At 65.8% G+C, this 16609-nt stretch carries 11 protein-coding genes; 7 read left to right on the top strand and 4 right to left on the bottom strand.

What is annotated here, in order from left to right; all coding sequences use genetic code 11:
• Positions 1–126 precede the first annotated feature (126 nt).
• Both SOM28_RS11115 and SOM28_RS11110 read left to right on the top strand, forming a co-directional pair.
• Positions 127–1503 (top strand): MFS transporter, encoded by a 1377-nt coding sequence (locus SOM28_RS11115; protein WP_123068327.1) that lies wholly within the window; start codon positions 127–129, stop codon positions 1501–1503.
• Positions 1500–3869 carry a GH36-type glycosyl hydrolase domain-containing protein gene (locus SOM28_RS11110; protein WP_320468136.1) on the top strand — a complete coding sequence of 790 codons (2370 nt, stop codon included), beginning with the start codon at positions 1500–1502 and terminating at the stop codon, positions 3867–3869. The genes SOM28_RS11115 and SOM28_RS11110 overlap by 4 nt, the downstream gene beginning before the upstream one ends.
• Positions 3870–3878: 9 nt before the next feature.
• Here SOM28_RS11110 and SOM28_RS11105 read toward each other — a convergent pair whose 3' ends face one another.
• Both SOM28_RS11105 and SOM28_RS11100 read right to left on the bottom strand, forming a co-directional pair.
• A complete protein-coding gene (locus SOM28_RS11105) occupies positions 3879–5660 on the bottom strand; it encodes a glycoside hydrolase family 16 protein (RefSeq protein ID WP_320468135.1) in 1782 nt (593 codons plus the stop codon).
• 243 nt (positions 5661–5903) lie between these two features.
• The gene (locus SOM28_RS11100) at positions 5904–6416 is read right to left on the bottom strand and encodes a gluconokinase (RefSeq protein WP_123068330.1); all 513 of its coding nucleotides are present in this window, start codon (positions 6414–6416) and stop codon (positions 5904–5906) included.
• Positions 6417–6700: 284 nt separating this feature from the next.
• Between SOM28_RS11100 and SOM28_RS11095 the strand changes: the two genes are divergently transcribed.
• The 4 genes from SOM28_RS11095 to cynS are packed head-to-tail and all read left to right on the top strand — an operon-like array spanning position 6701 to position 10363.
• The gene (locus SOM28_RS11095) at positions 6701–8095 is read left to right on the top strand and encodes a CmpA/NrtA family ABC transporter substrate-binding protein (RefSeq protein ID WP_123068331.1); all 1395 of its coding nucleotides are present in this window, start codon (positions 6701–6703) and stop codon (positions 8093–8095) included.
• Positions 8096–8109: 14 nt separating this feature from the next.
• Positions 8110–8988: a nitrate ABC transporter permease gene (gene ntrB / locus SOM28_RS11090; RefSeq protein ID WP_320468134.1), complete on the top strand. Its 879-nt coding sequence runs from the start codon at positions 8110–8112 to the stop codon at positions 8986–8988.
• Positions 8978–9874, top strand: coding sequence for an ABC transporter ATP-binding protein (locus SOM28_RS11085; protein WP_320468133.1), 897 nt, complete (start codon positions 8978–8980; stop codon positions 9872–9874). The genes ntrB and SOM28_RS11085 overlap by 11 nt, the downstream gene beginning before the upstream one ends.
• Positions 9875–9913: 39 nt before the next feature.
• Entirely contained in the window at positions 9914–10363 is a 450-nt protein-coding gene (cynS, locus tag SOM28_RS11080; protein ID WP_123068334.1) for a cyanase, read from the top strand.
• An 11-nt stretch (positions 10364–10374) separates the two neighbouring features.
• On the opposite strand, the gene gntR is transcribed toward cynS, so the two are convergent.
• Complete coding sequence (gene gntR / locus SOM28_RS11075; protein ID WP_320468132.1) at positions 10375–11403, bottom strand: HTH-type transcriptional regulator GntR; 1029 nt, start codon at positions 11401–11403, stop codon at positions 10375–10377.
• Between the two features lie 224 nt (positions 11404–11627).
• On the opposite strand from gntR, the gene SOM28_RS11070 reads away from it, so the two are divergent.
• Positions 11628–13262, top strand: coding sequence for a methyl-accepting chemotaxis protein (locus tag SOM28_RS11070; RefSeq protein ID WP_320468131.1), 1635 nt, complete (start codon positions 11628–11630; stop codon positions 13260–13262).
• Between the two features lie 97 nt (positions 13263–13359).
• Here the strand turns inward: SOM28_RS11070 and SOM28_RS11065 are convergent, their stop codons facing one another.
• Complete coding sequence (locus SOM28_RS11065) at positions 13360–16566, bottom strand: error-prone DNA polymerase (protein WP_320468130.1); 3207 nt, start codon at positions 16564–16566, stop codon at positions 13360–13362.
• Between the last annotated feature and the right edge of the window lie 43 nt (positions 16567–16609).

Genomic DNA, 16609 nt, shown 5'->3' with positions numbered 1-16609 from the left:
ATTCTCCACCCTGACAACAACGATCACATTCGCTGGTTTCAATCCATGTTTGACATACCGCCCACTGATCGGCATACTTGCCGGATATGTTAGCGCTCACATAAAACACAAAATCTGGAGACAAGCATGTTCAAGCGCGGGCCCGAGACACCTGCAGCAGCGAACGCCCCCCTTGGCTGGCGCGAAAAGCTCAGCTATGGCGTAGCCGATATGGGCTTCAATTTTTATTGGGCCAATATCGCAACCTTCCTGCTGATCTTCTACACCGACACCTTCGGCATCTCGGCGGCGCAAGCCGCCACCCTGCTGGCCTCGATCAAACTGATCAACGCCTTCACCGACCCGCTGATCGGCGCCGCCGCCGACCGCACCAGCACCCGCTTCGGCAAGTTCCGCCCCTACCTGGTCTGGATGTCGATCCCGCTCGGCGCCGCCGCCGTCCTCACCTACACCACGCCCGATCTCGACGCCGACGGCAAACTGATCTGGGCCTACGCCAGCTACCTGGCGATGATGGTGTTCTACACCTGCGTCAACATCCCCTATAACGCGCTGTCCGGCGTGATGTCGGCAGACCCGCAGGAGCGCTCGACCATCAACGGCCTGCGCTTCATCTTCGCCTTCGGCGGCTCCACCCTGGTGACGGCCGCCACGCCGGCCATGGTGGGGTGGCTGGGCGGCGGCGACGATGAACGCGGCTGGCAGCTGACCATGGTGGCCTGGAGCATCGCCGCCGCGCTGATGTTCCTGATCACCTTCGCCAACACCCGCGAGCGGATCGCGCCGCCTCCCGGCCAGAAGAGCGACGTGCTGCGCGACATCCGCGACCTCGCTGCCAACCGTCCCTGGGTGGTGCTGTTCGTGCTGGCCCTGGTGATCATGGTGACCATCACCCTGCGCACCACCACCTCGGCCTATTACTTCAAGTACGTGGTAGAACGCCCCGAGCTGATGGCCAGCTTCGTGCCGACCTATATGATCTTCGCCGCCATCGGCGCCGCCTGCACGCCGCTCATGACCCGCTACGTCGACAAGAAGCTGCTCATGATCGTCCTGATGAGCGCGACCGCGGTGTTCTCGGCCGCCTTCTTCCTGATCCCCGAAGACCGCATCGACCTGATGTTCGCGCTGCAGGCGGCCACCGGCTTCGTGCTCGGGCCCAAGTCGCCGCTGGCGTTCTCGATGTATGCCGACACCGCCGACTACAACGAATGGACCACCGGCCGCCGCGCCACCGCCATGACCTTCGCCGCCGCCACCTTCTCGCAAAAGCTCGGCACCGCGGTTGCCGTGAGCGTGATCGGCGCCGTGTTCACCGCGCTGGGCTACGTGCCGAATGCGGCGCAAACCACCGGCTCGCAGGCCGGCATCGTGTGGCTGATGTCGTTCGTGCCGGCCTCCTTCGCCCTGCTGGCGGTGCTGGTCATGTGCTTCTATAACCTCGACGGCAAATTACTGGCGCGCATCCAGGCCGACCTGACGGCGCGCAAGGCGGCGCCATGAACACACAGGAGATTCCATCCATGCTGCACCCGCAAGACGACCGCTACGTGCTCACCACTCCCACCGCGATGCCGCAGGCCGGCGGCTTCCTGTGGAACCGCAGGATGATGATCCAGTCGACCTGCCGCGGCTATGCCACCGCCCAGTTCATGCAGCCGGAACCGAGCAAGTATTCGCATGCGCCGAACATGCAGGCCAAGTCCTTCATGCAGCCGGAGCAGCACTATTATGCCCACCATCCGGGCCGCTTCTTCTACGTGAAGGACGAAGATACGGGCGAGCTGTTCTCGGCGCCCTACGAGCCAGTGCGCGGTGGCGTCGACCGCTTCGAATTCTCGGTAGGCCGCCACGACCTGCGCTGGACCGTCGAGAAGTTCGGCATCCGCATCGAACTCGTGCTCGGCCTGCCGGTGGACGACGTCGCCGAGCTGTGGTCGATGGAAGTGACGAACCTGTCGGACCGCCCGCGCCGCATCAGCGTCTATCCCTATTTCACGATCGGCTATATGTCGTGGATGAACCAGTCGGCCGAGTACCGCCACGACCTGGGAGGCATTGTCGCTTCCAGCGTCACGCCCTACCAGAAGCTGGAAGACTATTTTAAAAACCGCCTGTTCAAGGACCGCACGGTGCTGCTGTGCGAGCAGGCGCCGGACGCCTGGGAGGTGGGACAGATCGCGTTCGAGGGCGAAGGCGGCCTGCATGCGCCTTCCGCGATCGCAGGCGAACGCCTGGGCTGCGGCGACGCGCGCTACGAGACGCCGGCCGCCGTCGTCCAGTACCGGCTATCGCTGGCGCCGAGCGAAGGAACCACGCGCCGCTTCCTGTTCGGCCCCGCCTTCGACGATGCCGAGATCGCGTCCCTGCGCGAAAAATACCTGAGCGAACAGGGCTTCGCCGCCGCGGCGCGCGACTACGCTGCCTATATCGCCGAGGGCGAAGGCGTGCTCCGGATCGCGACCCCGGACCGTGAACTCGACAACTTCGTCAACACCTGGCTCGCGCGCCAGGTCTACTACCACGGCGACGTCAACCGCCTCTCCACCGACCCGCAGACCCGCAACTACCTGCAGGACAATATGGGCATGGCCTTCGTCAAGCCGGCGGTGGCGCGCGCCGCCTTCCTGCATGCGCTGAGCCAGCAGGAAGCCAATGGCGCGATGCCGGACGGGATCCTGCTGTTCGAAGGCGCCGAGCTGAAATACATCAACCAGATCCCGCACACCGACCACTGCGTGTGGCTGCCCGTATGCCTGCGCGCCTACCTCGACGAAACGGGGGACGATGCCATCCTCGATGCGCCAGTCGCCACCCACGACGGCGTTGTGAAAACCGCGTTCGAGCGCATCTCGTTGGCGATGGACTGGCTCTTGCTGCGGCGCGATGCGCGCGGCCTGTCCTATATCGAGCAGGGCGACTGGTGCGATCCAATGAATATGGTGGGCTACAAGGGCCGCGGCGTCTCGGGCTGGCTGACGGTGGCGGCGGCTTATGCGCTGAACCTGTGGGCCGACGTGTGCGCAGCGCGCGGCGACGCCGCTTCGCTGACGCGCTACCGCGCCGGCGCCGAGGCGATGAACGGCGCCGCCGAAGCCCATCTGTGGGACGGCGCCTGGTTCGCACGCGGCATCACCGACGACAACGTCAAGTTCGGCGTCGCCAGCGATACCGAAGGCCGCATCTACCTCAACCCGCAAAGCTGGGCCTTCCTGTCGGGCGCCGCCAGTGCCGAACAGCGCGCACTGATGCTGGACGCGATCGACGAGCAGCTGCGCACGCCCTACGGCGTGCAGATGTTCGCGCCGCCCTACAGCGGCATGCGCGAGGACGTCGGCCGCGTCACGCAAAAGCATCCCGGCTCGGCCGAGAACGGCGCCGTGTACAACCACGCCGCGGTGTTCTACATCTACAGCCTGTACACGATCGGCGAAGCCGACCGCGCCTTCGACGCGCTGCGCAAGATGATCCCCGGCCCGGGCCTGGACGACTACCTGCAGCGCGGCCAGCTGCCGGTGTTCATCCCGAATTACTACCGCGGCGCCTACAAGGAATATCCGCGCACCGCCGGCCGCTCCAGCCAGCTGTTCAACACCGGCACCGTGGCCTGGGTTTACCGCTGCCTGATCGAGGGCTTGTGCGGCCTGAAAGGCGACCTGAAAGGCTTGACGGTGGCGCCGCAACTGCCGTCGGGCTGGGATGGCATGACGGTGACGCGGCGCTTCCGCGGCGCGACCTTCGAGGTCGACATCGAGCGTGGTACGGTCGACCGGGTCGAGGTGATATGCGACGGCGTCGCCCTGCCTGCGGCCCGCATCGACAACATCGAAACGGGCCGCACCTACCGCCTGGATGTCACGGTTCCATGACCGGTCCCGTCATTGCATCGTATGCGTCTGCTGCTGCGTATCCACCGCGAACCCGCGCTGCGCGTCCCAGTAGGTGAACCAGTAGCGCACCACGTCCCCGATCTTGAGCCCGCCCGCCGTGTAGGTGTTGTTGGCGCCGCTGAGCTGCATCCGCACGTTCTGCTGCGGCCCGTTGTTGACGGTGTAATGCACGTCGGCCCAGCCGCCGGTGGTGGTGCGGAACTGCAGCATCGTCGACGAGGTCTGGCTGACCGAGGTCGGGCCGCTCGGCTCCGGCTGCGGCGTGGTGCCGCCACCGCCCGATTCCCACACGATATCGTCGATCGCGAACTGGAAGCTCGATGACGGCAGCGCGCCGTCGATGCTCGAGATCATGAAGATGTCGTGGAGCGACTGCGCCGCGACCAGGGGTCCGAGCAGGGTCGAGACGGGAATCGAGACCTGGCCCCACTGGCCGTTGCGCGTCAATCCAAATGCCGTGGTGTTGGCCGGGAAGTTCACCCAATTCTGGTTCGTGTAGGTGTCGCCGATGCCGATCCTGAAGCCCACGTTGGCCGGGATTCGGATGCGGAATTTCACAGTGCCGTTGGCGCGGTAGTTACTCAGGTTGCGCGCCTGGCGCGCCTGGATGCCGCCGCCGAACCACTGGCCCGGCGTCGTGTAGTTCCAGGCGATGACGTTATTGCCCTCGAACGGCGCGGTATTGCCGGCGCCGGTGGAGGCCGCGTTCCACAGGAAGATGTCGGAGCTCGTCCCCGCCACCAGCTTGTTATTGACCGCTGTGGTGTCGGTGAACACGCCGAACTTGCCGGCGACTTCGGGCACGGTCTGGTCGCCCAGCTTCACCTGGCCCTTGCCGTCCATCTGGTAGACGCGCACGTAGTCGACGTACATGGTGCCGGGCAGCGGCGCCGTGACCTGGCCCGGGTTGGCGGCGTCGGTGAAGTTGCCGCCCACGGCCATGTTCAGCAGCAGGTAGAACGGCGCCTGCAGCGCGCTCGAATTGACCGGCAGCGGCGCGTTGTACATATTGTGTTCGACGCCGTTATCGACCGTCGTGAAGCGCATCTGGCTCTCGTCCCAATAGAAGCGGTAGGTGACGAAGCGATTCGCAAGCGAATTCTGGGGCACGTACCAGTTCTTGGTCTGCCACGCGGTCGAGGCGGCGCAGCTCTCGTTGCCGGGCACGCAGGCGGCCTGCTGCCAGGTGATCACGTTCGATCCGACGAAGTGGTTCGACGACGGCGCGTTGCCGTGCGCCCGCTCGGACGCCTTGTGGCCCGCCTCCATGATGTCGATCTCGCCGTTGCGCGGCCAGGTCTGCGGGCTCACGCCCAGCATCCACGCGGCCGGCCACAAGCCGGTGCCGAGGTTCGGCGCGGCCATGCGCACCTCGATCATCCCGTACTGCACCTGCACCTTGTTCTTGGTGTCGAGCCGGGCCGAGGTGAAGACGTTGCTGCCGATCGTCTGGCTGCGCGCCTGGATCGCCAGCGCGCGCGTGCCCGATTCGAAGGGCACGTTGACGATGCTGGCGTTATTGGGGCTGTAGTACTGCAGCTCGGCGTTGCCGTAGCCGCACAGGCCGATCTGGCAGCCGTTACCGTCCTGCAGGTTCCACACGCCGGTGTTGACATTGCTGCCGTTGAACTCCTCTGACCACAGCAGCTGGCCGATCACCGGGTTGGTGACGCTGGCCGCAGCTTGCGCCCCACAGGCCAGCAGGATGCCGGCGACAAGCGCATGGAAAGGTTTCCATCTCGAGCGATGATTCTGGTTCTGGTTGTTCACGTCGACTCCTCTTATCTCACTACAAGAAATGCGGCCGTGCCGGATGGTCGTGCCGCGGCTTGCCAACTTATTCGTTGGTCTCGAATGATGTCGTGCGGATTCGTGTGGAAAACGGGATTGGAAACCTTTCCAAGTCGGAATGGAAAATATAGTCTGATTTTCAGGACGTGTCTATCCGATGTGAATGGCGCGCGCGATTACCCCGCCGGCATATGCATGCGGCGGGGAATTGGTGGCGCTGAATTAAACGCTGGCGAGGATCTGCGCGACCAGCTGCTCCTGGCTGTCGCGGATGTCGAGGGTGATGCCGGCTTCGTCGGCCTGCAAGGGTTCGAGCGTGCTCAGCTGGCTGTCGAGCAGCGACGGCGGCATGTAATGACCGGGGCGATTGCTGACGCGCTCGAGTAGTACCTCACGCGGGCCGGCCAGGTGCGCGAAGCGTACATCGCCGCCCCCGCTGCGCAGCAGGTCGCGATAGGCGCGCTTGAGCGAGGAACACGACAGCACCGCCCCGCCCTCGCGTGCGGCGAGCTTGTCGCGCAGATTCAGGAGCCAGTCGCGGCGGTCATCGTCGGTCAGCGGGACACCGGCAGACATCTTGGCGACATTGGCCTCTGAATGGAAGGCATCGCCCTCGATGAACGGCACCCCAAGAGCGGCAGCCAGCTTCGCACCGATGCTGCTCTTGCCGCAGCCGCTCACACCCATGACTACCCAGGCCGTTCCCTTGTTGTCGTCTCGCGCTTCTGTCGTCATTTCTATATGTTAACGCTAACATCGATAAGGGAGATTGTAGCGTCTGTGGACGAATGATGTAAAGCGGTCATGCACCACGGTTGGGCAAATGCGCGTAGCCGGTGCCTGTTAGTGGAAATCGCAGGCGCCGCCCTGCCGATGAAGGCCAACGCAAAAAGCGTGTTTCACCTTTGAAATGAACGGCTTACCTGTCTGCGATTCCATATGGCACAGCTCTTGCTGTCAACATGATCAGGCCACCGTTTCATTTTTTGCGTCATCACCACTACCAGGGATCTTCGCCAATGAAAGATGAGAATCTGTACCGTCCTTACTCGACCGAGTCATCCTTGAACGGCTGCCCTTGCGGCAAGCACGGCTCCCAGGACGAGCATGATCGCCAGGCCCAAGCCGCCCGACTGCGGCGCGCGGGCGACGCCGAAGCGCTGTCCGGCGACTTCGTCGAGGCGGCCGCGGTGCGCGCCCTGTTTCCCCATGACGCCACGCGCCGGAACCTGATCAAGGCGGTGGGCGGGCCGACGCTGATGGCGGCGATCGGTTCGCTGCTGCCGCTGGCCAGCCTGCAGGCCAATGCGATGGAAAAAACGGGCGCGCTCGAGAAGAAGGACCTCAAGATCGGCTTCATCCCGATCAACTGCGCCACGCCCTTGATCATGGCCGACCCGATGGGCATGTACAAGGCGCAGGGCCTGAACGTCACCCTCAGCAAGACCGCCGGCTGGGCGCTGGTGCGCGACCAGATGATCAACCGCGAGCTCGATGCCTCGCACTTCCTGGCGCCGATGCCGCTGGCGATGTCGATCGGCCAGGGCGGCACGCCGCAGCCGATGCGCGTCGCCACCATCCAGAACATCAACGGCCAGGCGATCACGCTCGCCCTCAAGCACAAGGACAATCGCGACCCGCGCAACTGGAAGGGCTTCAAGTTCGCGATCCCCTTCGAGTACTCGGTCCACAACTTCCTGCTGCGCTACTACCTGGCCGAGCACGGGCTGGACCCGGACCGCGACGTCCAGCTGCGCGTCACGCCGCCGCCCGAGATGGTCGCCAACCTGCGCGCCGGGAACATCGACGGCTTCCTCGGCCCCGATCCGTTCAACCAGCGCGCCGTGTTCGACCAGGTGGGCTTCATCCACATCCTCACCAAGGACATCTGGAACGGCCATCCCTGCTGCGCCTTCGGCGCCTCGCAGGCCTTCATCGACCAGAACCCCAACACCTTCGCCGCGCTGTACCGCGCCATCCTGAACGCCACCGCGATGGCGCACAAGGCCGAGAACCGGCCCGAGATCGCCAAGGCCATCAGCAAGCCGGCCTACCTGAACCAGCCCGAGACGGTGGTGCTGCAGGCGCTCTCCGGCCGCTTCGCCGATGGCCTGGGCAAGGTGCGCAATGAGCCGGACCGCGCCGACTTCGACGCCCTGCCCTGGTATTCGATGGCGACCTGGATGCTGACGCAGATGAAGCGCTGGGGCTACCTGAAGGGCGACGTCAACTACAAGGCGCTGGCCGAACAGGTGTTCCTGCTGACCGATGCGCGCAAGCAGATGGCTGCCCTCGGCATGCCGGCGCCGGCCGCCGCGGCGAACGGCTACCGCTCGTTCACGATCATGGGCAAGACCTATGACCCGGCCAAGCCGCAGGCCTACCTGGACAGCTTTGCGATCAAGCGCGCCTGACACCGGAGAAGCCCATGCACAAGCAACTGAGGTTCAGGGCGGCGCTGTTGTCGCTGGCGCTGCTGCTGGTCGTGGTCGGCGTGTGGCACATCGCCACCGCGCCGCGCGCCGCGGCGCCAGTGGCGGCGATGAGCGCGGAGGAAGCCGAATACGCGGCTTTGATGGGACAGGCGCCGGCCGCTGCCGATGTGGCCCCGGCGCCCGATGCGGGCAGCGGCTTTCCCACGCCGGCCCAGTTCGCGCGGCTGGCGGCCGGCCACCTGGGCGATCCGTTCTACGACAACGGCCCCAACGACCGCGGCATCGGCATCCAGCTGGGGCATTCGCTGGTGCGCGTCGGCCTGGGCTATCTGCTGGCGATGCTGGTGGCGATCCCGCTGGGCTTCGTGATCGGGATGTCGCCGCTGCTGTACCGCGCGATCGATCCGTTCATCCAGGTCTTGAAGCCGATCTCGCCGCTGGCCTGGATGCCGATCGCGCTCTACACGATCAAGGATTCGTCGATCTCGGGCATCTTCGTGATCTTCATCTGTTCGATCTGGCCCATGCTGATCAACACCGCCTTCGGCGTGGCCGGCGTGCGCAAGGACTGGCTCAACGTCGCGCGCACGCTCGAAGTGTCACCGCTGCGCAAGGCCTTCCTGGTGATCCTGCCGGCGGCCGCGCCGACCATCATCACCGGCATGCGCATCTCGATGGGCATCGCCTGGCTGGTGATCGTCGCCGCCGAAATGCTGATCGGCGGGAACGGCATCGGTTACTTCTTGTGGAACGAGTGGAACAACCTGTCGCTGGCGAATGTGCTCTTCGCCGTGCTCATGATCGGCATCGTGGGCATGGCCCTGGACCTGATGTTCGCCGCGCTGCAAAAAAAGGTGACCTATGCCGAATGACCGCTTCGTCCAGGTCGACGGCCTGGCCAAGACCTACCGCGCCGGCCAGCCGCCGGTGTTCGAGCAGGTGACATTCGCGATCGAGCGCGGAGAGTTCATCTGCATCATCGGCCATTCGGGCTGCGGCAAGAGCACCATCCTGAACGTGCTGGCCGGGCTCGAAGCGGCCAGCGCCGGCACCGTGATCATGGACGGCCGCGAAGTGACCGGCCCGGGCCTGGACCGCGGCGTGGTGTTCCAGAACCACGCCCTGCTGCCGTGGCTGAGCGTGGAAGACAATATCGGCTTCGCCGTGCGTTCGCGCCACCGCGACTGGCCGCGCGACAAGGTGCGCGAACACGGCGCGCGCTTCATCGAGATGGTCGGCCTGAGCGGGGCGGCGCGCAAGAAGCCGTCCGAGCTCTCCGGCGGCATGAAGCAGCGGGTGGGCATCGCACGCGCCTTCGCGGTCGAACCCAAGATGCTGCTGCTGGACGAACCGTTCGGCGCGCTCGACGCGCTCACCCGCGGCACGATCCAGGACGAGCTGCTGGGCATCTGCGCGGCGACGCGCCAGACCGTTTTCATGATCACCCACGACGTCGACGAAGCGATCCTGCTGGCCGATCGCATTTTCTTGATGAGCAACGGGCCTCAGGCGCGGATCGCCGAGATCGTCGTCAACACGCTGCCGGCCGATCGCAGCCGCGCCACGATCCACCGCGATCCCCAGTTCTACAAGATCCGCAACCACCTGGTCGATTTCCTGGTGCGCCGCTCGAAGATGCTGCAGCAGTCCGGCGCCGACGGCGCGGAACCGCTCGAGACGCGCATCGTGCAGCCCGGCCTGGAGGACGATGCCGCACCTTCCGCACCCGACCATTACCCTGCCCGGGCTTCGGCCTGAGCGTCCGCCCTTACCACCACCACATCGATGGAGCCCACTATGATTTCATGTCGTGAAGACGTCACCAAAATGATCTTGTCCGCCAAGGTCCGCAAGGGCATCAAATGGCGTGACGTGACCGAGGCCACCGGCCTGTCGAAGGAATGGACCACGGCCGCCTGCCTTGGCCAGATGACCTTGACGAAGCCGCAGGCCGAGGCGGTCGGCAAGATCTTCGAGCTGTCCGACGAAGCCATCGCCTGGCTGCAGATCGTGCCCTACAAGGGATCGCTGCCCACGGCGGTGCCGACCGATCCCCTGATCTATCGCTGGTACGAGCTGGTGAATGTGTACGGCACCACGATCAAGGAACTGATCCACGAAGAATTCGGCGACGGCATCATGAGCGCCATCGATTTTTCGATGGACATCCAGCGCACCGAAGACCCGAAGGGCGACCGCGTCAACGTGGTCTTGTCCGGTAAATTCCTGCCTTATAAGAGCTACTAAGCTTCGTCAGGTCAGGCGCTCTCGCGCTCACGCAGGGTAAATCCCAGGTCGATGCGCTTGCGTTCGGGCTCCTGGCCCTTGATCACCTGCAGCAGCAGGCTGGCGGCCTCGAAGCCGATCTGGTAGCGCGGCGTGTCGATGGTGGTGAGCGATGGCATCATCCATGCCGATGCCGGCAAGTCGTTGAAGCCGCAGACGGCGATGTCCTGCGGGATGCGGATCCCGTGGCGCTGGCAGTGGTAGACGGCGCCGTGGGCCAGGTCGTCGTTGCAGCAGAAGACGGCGTCGCAGTCGGGCATATTCGCCATCATCTGCCCCATCAACTCGGCGCCGAGCGCGATCGTGGAACGCTCCGGCACCATTAGCTCGAGCCGTGGATCCGCCAGGCCCGCCTCGACCATCGCGGCCCGATAGCCGTCGGCGCGGCGCAAGGTGCGCTCGTCCAGCTGGGCGCCGATGAAACCGATGCGGCGGTAGCCCTTCCGGATCAGGTGGCGCGTCATCTCCATGCCGGCCTCGAACTGAGAGAAGCCGACCGACAGCGCGTCGGCATCGTCGGACAGGTCCATCATCGACACTGACGGCACCTGCGACGCCTCCATCATCTTCGCCACGGCCGGGCTGTGGGCCTGGCTCGAGAACAGGATGCCGTCCGGGCTCGATTGCAGGTAGGTGCGCAGCAGCTTTTCTTCCTCGGCCTGCGAATAATAGGTGTTGCCGATCAGGAGCTGGTACTGGCCCGGCGCGACGGCATCGTGGATGCCTTCGAGGACGGCGGTGAACACGGCGTTGGAAAACGACGGCACCAGCACCACGATCACATGCGATTGCGAGGAGGCCAGCGCGCGCGCCGCGCGGTTGGGCACGTAGCCGAGTTCCGCGACCGCACGCTCCACCTTGACCCGGGTAACCTCGGAGACCATCTGCGGCTGGCTGAGCGCGCGCGAGGCGGTCATGATCGACACGCCGGCCATGCCCGCCACCTGCTCGAGCGTGGCCCGTCCCGTTCCCCTGCCCTTGCTGCGGCTCGTTTTATCCATGGTCATCCTGTTGTGGCGTTCTTCATTCCTGGTTCCATTCTATCAACAACGGGCCAGCCTTTTGTGACCACCTTGGCCAGCCTGGAAACCGGCCGGAAAGTCAGTTAGTGATTTTACTGATTTTATCGTTGTATTTTTGCTGAATTTGGGACCTAGGCCGCAGACGGCCTCATCAGCTGTCGCTATACTTTTTCACGCCCTGTTGCCTTGTTGAAAGACCCTATATGCGCCTGAACACGCCGATCACCAATAACGAATACCAGCTGGCCGACAGCAAGACCATCGTCTCGACCACCGATTTGCAGGGCAATATCCGCTATGCGAATCCATATTTCGTGCAGGTGAGCGGCTTCACCGAAGAAGAACTGATCGGCGCGCCGCAGAACATCCTGCGCCATCCGGACATGCCGGTGGAGGCTTTCGCCGACATGTGGCAGGCGATCCGCGCCGGGCGGCCGTGGAGCGGCATGGTCAAGAACCGCTGCAAGAACGGCGACTATTACTGGGTGTATGCGAACGTGACGCCGGTGCTCGAGAACGGCCAGGCGGCCGGCTATATGTCGGTGCGCACCAAGCCGACCCGCGAGCAGGTACGCGAGGCGGCAACGCTGTACGCCGAATTCAAGGCCGGCAACCCGCGCGGCCTGGTATTGCGCAACGGCCGCGTCGAACACGGCGGCCTGCGTGGCCGCCTGGCGGCGCTGGGACGGCTGCCGCTGCGCACCCAGGTCAACGGCGGCATGGGCCTGTTGACGCTGCTGCTGGCGGCGATCACGCTCGAATGCTGGCGCGACGGCCTGCCTGCATGGACCTTGTTGTCGCTGGCCGCATCGCTGGCCATGGTGCTGGGCCTGTGGGCCAGCCTGCGCCGCAACGTGCTGGCGCCGCTGGCCGAGGCCTCCGGTTTCGCGCGCCGCCTGGCAGGTGGCGACCTCACCTGCCGCCTGGCGCCGCGCCGCGACGACGAGATGGGCCAGCTGGTGGCGGCCCTGCGCCAGTCGGCCGTGAACCTGTTCAGCGTGATCGGCGACGTGCGCGCCAACTTCGACGAGATCCGCCCCGCCACCGGCGAAATCGCGACCGGCAACCTGGACCTGTCGAGCCGCACCGAGACGCAGTCGTCAAGCCTGCAAGAGACGGCGGCCAGCATGGAGCAGCTGACCCACAACGTGGCGCAGAGCGCCGACAGCGTCAACGCGGCCAGCGACCTGGCGCGCCGCGCCGCCGCGACGGCCGGCAACGGCCAGCGCACCGTCACCGAGGTGGTGAGCACGATGGAAGCGATCAGCGCCTCGTCGCACAAGGTGCTCGACATCGTCGGCATGATCGACGGCATCGCCTTCCAGACCAATATCCTGGCCCTGAACGCGGCCGTGGAAGCGGCGCGCGCGGGCGAACAGGGCCGCGGCTTCGCGGTGGTGGCGGGCGAAGTGCGCACGCTGGCCCAGCGCAGCGCGGTCGCGGCCAAGGAGATCAAGGCGCTGATCGACGCCTCGATCGCCAACGTCGACAGCGGCAACCGCCTGAGCGTGGCGGCCGGCGCGGCGATCCAGGAAGTGGTGGGCGCGGTCGACCAGGTGACGCGCGTGATGGACGAGATCGCAGGCGCGACGCGCGAGCAGTCGAGCGGCATCGGCCAGGTGAACCAGGCGGTGACGCAGCTCGACGCGATCACGCAGCAGAACGCGGCCCTGGTGGAGGAAGCAGCCGCCGCGACGGCGACCCTGGCGCGGCAGACCGACGAGGTGTCGCAGGCCTTGCAGGTGTTTCAGTTGCAGGCGGGTGCGCCGGCACGGGCCACGCGTGCAGCAACCGTCCAACGTACCGTAGGGTGGACGGCTCTGCCGTCTACGCGGTGATAGTTGGCAGCAAGGTCGTCCGGCACGATATCGGAACCGATAACAATCGACGCGTGGACGGCAAAGCCGTCCACGCGTCGATCGTTGCATCGTCCCCTCAACAAAAATCCCTGCTGCGCGCATCCAGCCCGCCCAGCAGGTGCGACAAGTCCACCAGCCGCTTGGCCACCAGGTGGCGCACTTCTCCCTGGCGCTGCCAGATGCCGTACACCCCGAGCAGCGGCGCATTGAGCACTTCGCGCCGCTGCTGCTCGACCAGGGTCGGCCACACGACCACATTGACGTTGCCGGTCTCGTCTTCCAGGGTCATGAACAGCACGCCCTTGGCCGTGCCGGGACGCTGGCGCACCGTGACCAGGCCGCAGGCGCGCGCTAGCTGGCCGTCCTGGAAATCCATCAGGTTTGACGCCGGTATGAAGCGCTGCTTGAGCAGGCGCTCGCGCAGCAGCGCCAGCGGATGGCGGCCGAGCGTCAATCCCTGCGCGCGGTAGTCGCCGACGATCTCTTCGCCTTCGCTCGGCGCCTGCAATGCCGGCGTCTCTTCGCGCGGCACGGTCGGGCGCAACAAATCCTTGTCGGGCGCCGCGCCCGAGGCCTGCCACAAGGCTTCGCGCCGGTGTCCGGCCAGCGAGCGCAGGGCGTTGGACGCGGCCAGTACCTGCAGGTCGCCCCGATCGAGATGCGCGCGCCGCGCCAGGTCGGCCACGCTGTCGAAAGGCCGCACGGCGCGCGCCTGCTCGATGCGCTCGGCCGACTCCTGGCTCATCCCCCGTTGCAGCGAGAAGCCCAGCCGCACCGCCGGCTGGCGCGAGCGGTCGGCGGGATCGTACTCTTCCAGCGCCGAATCCCAGCCGCTGACGGCGACGTCGACCGGCCGCACCTCGATGCCATGGCGGCGCGCATCCTGCACCAGTTGCGAGGGACTATAAAAGCCCATCGGCTGGCTGTTGAGCAGTGCGCACAAAAACGCGGCCGGCTCGTGGCACTTGAGCCACGAACTCGCATAGGCCAGCAGCGCGAAGCTGGCCGCGTGCGATTCGGGGAAGCCGTATTCGCCGAAGCCCTGGATCTGGCTGAAGATCGCTTCGGCGAATTCCAGCTTGTAGCCGCGTTCGAGCATGCCGCCCACGATGCGCTCGTAGTATTTTTCGAGGCCGCCCTTGCGCTTCCAGGCCGCCATCGCGCGCCGCAGCTGATCCGCCTCTCCCGGCGTGAAGCCGGCGCCCAGGATCGCCACCTGCATCACCTGTTCCTGGAAGATCGGCACGCCCAGGGTGCGGCCGAGCGCGACCTTCATCTCGGGGCTCGGATAGTCGACCGGCTCGAGTCCCTGGCGCCGGCGCAGGTAGGGATGGACCATGCCGCCCTGGATCGGGCCGGGACGCACCACCGCCACCTCGATCACCAGGTCATAGAAGCGGCGCGGCAGCATGCGTGGCAACATGCTCATCTGCGCACGCGATTCGATCTGGAACACGCCGATGGTGTCGGCCTGGCAGATCATGTCGTAGGTGGCGCTGTCCTCGAGCGGGATGTCCTGCATCTCGAAATCGTCGCCATAGCGCTGGCCCACCAGCTCGAGGCCGCGCCGCATCATCGACAGCATGCCCAGCGCCAGCACGTCGACCTTCATCAGGCCCAGTTCTTCGAGGTCGTTCTTGTCCCACTGGATGACGCTGCGGTCGGCCATCGTCGCGTTCTCGATCGGCACCAGGCGCGAGAGCTTGCCTTTCGCGATCACGAAGCCTCCCGGATGTTGAGAGAGGTGGCGCGGGAAGTTCAGCAGCGACTGCGCCAGCGTGGCCCACTGGCGCGACAGCGGCGCCTCGGGATCGAGGCCGCTTTCGGCCAGGCGGCCCAGCAGATCCGCGCGGCTGTCGAACCAGTGATGGGTCTTGGCCACCTTCTCGACGATGGCAAGGTCGATGCCGAGCGCCCTTCCGCTGTCGCGCAGCGCGCTCTTGGGCCGGTAGCTGATCACCACCGCCGCCAGCGCCGCCCGCTGGCGGCCGTACTTGTTGTAGATGTACTGGATGACTTCTTCGCGCCGCTGGTGCTCGAAGTCGACGTCGATGTCGGGCGGCTCGTTGCGCTCGCGCGAGATGAAGCGCTCGAACAGCAGGCTGGCGCGCGCCGGGTCGACCTCGGTGATGCCGAGGCAGTAGCACACCGCCGAGTTGGCGGCCGAGCCGCGGCCCTGGCACAAGATGTGTTGCGAGCGCGCGTAGCGCACGATGTCGTACACCGTCAGGAAGTAGTGTTCGTAACCCATGTCGGCGATCAGTTCGAGCTCGTACTCGATCTGGGCCTGCACCTTGGCCGGCACGCCGTCGCGGAAGCGCCGGTGCGCGCCGATCCAGGTTTCGCTGCGCAGGTAGCTGCTGGCATCGTGGCCTTCAGGGACCACCTCATCGGGGTATTCGTAGCGCAGCTCGTCGAGCGAGAAGGTGCACAGGCGCGCGATGCGCACCGTCTCGGCCAGCGCCTCGCGCGAATAGATATTGGCCAGGCGCAGGCGCGCGCGCAGGTGCTGCTCGGCGTTCTGCGCCAGGCCGTAGCCGCAGGCGCCCACCGGTTTACCCAGGCGCGTTGCGCTCAGGGTGTCCTGCAGGGGCTTGCGCGAGCGGACGTGCATGCACACGTGGCCCAGCGCGACGATCGGCAGGCCGTGCTGCCAGCCCACCTCTTCCACCGTGGCGCGGTGGGCGTCGTCGAAAGCGCGGTGCAGCTGGGTGAGGCCGAGCCAGGCGCGGCCCGGGAAGGTGGTGGCCACCCATGCGGCCTGCGCGTGCAGGCGGTCGACGTCCTGGGCTTCGTGGCCAGGATATGGCGGCAGCAGGATCGCCAGGCAGTCGGGCATGTGCTGCAGGTGCGCGTATTCCGGGACGGGATTGGCAAGGTCGTCGGGCGTGAGCAGGTAGGTGCCCTTCTCGCTGCGCGTGCGGCCGATCGTGATCAGTTCGGACAGGTTGCCGTAGCCGTTGCGGTTTTGCGCCAGCAGGATCAGGGACGGGGCTGGCGTCAGATCCTCGTCGGGGTTCTTGAGGTGGAAGTGGGCGCCGATGATCAGGGGCAGGTTGGCGGCTTTCGCTTCGGCGTGGGCGCGCACGACGCCGGCCAGCGAGCATTCGTCGGTGAGGGCCAGCGCGAAGTACCCCAGCTGCACCGCGCGCGCGACCAGCTCCTCGGCGTGCGAGGCCCCTTGTAGGAATGAGAAGTTCGAGAGGCAGAACAACTCGGCGTAGGGGGGCAGCGCCTGGGCCTGGGATGCCGGGGGCTGGGCGGTGGGAGTGGGCTTGGTCACGCTGGGGGGCTGTCGAATAGCCAATACTGTATAAAAACACAGT

Source organism: Massilia sp. CFBP9026 (genome assembly GCF_034045165.1).
In the GTDB taxonomy this organism is placed as follows: Bacteria; Pseudomonadota; Gammaproteobacteria; order Burkholderiales; family Burkholderiaceae_D; genus Telluria; species Telluria arenae.
Note: the sequence above shows the minus strand (reverse complement) of the source record. Positions and strands in the feature narration are given on the sequence as shown.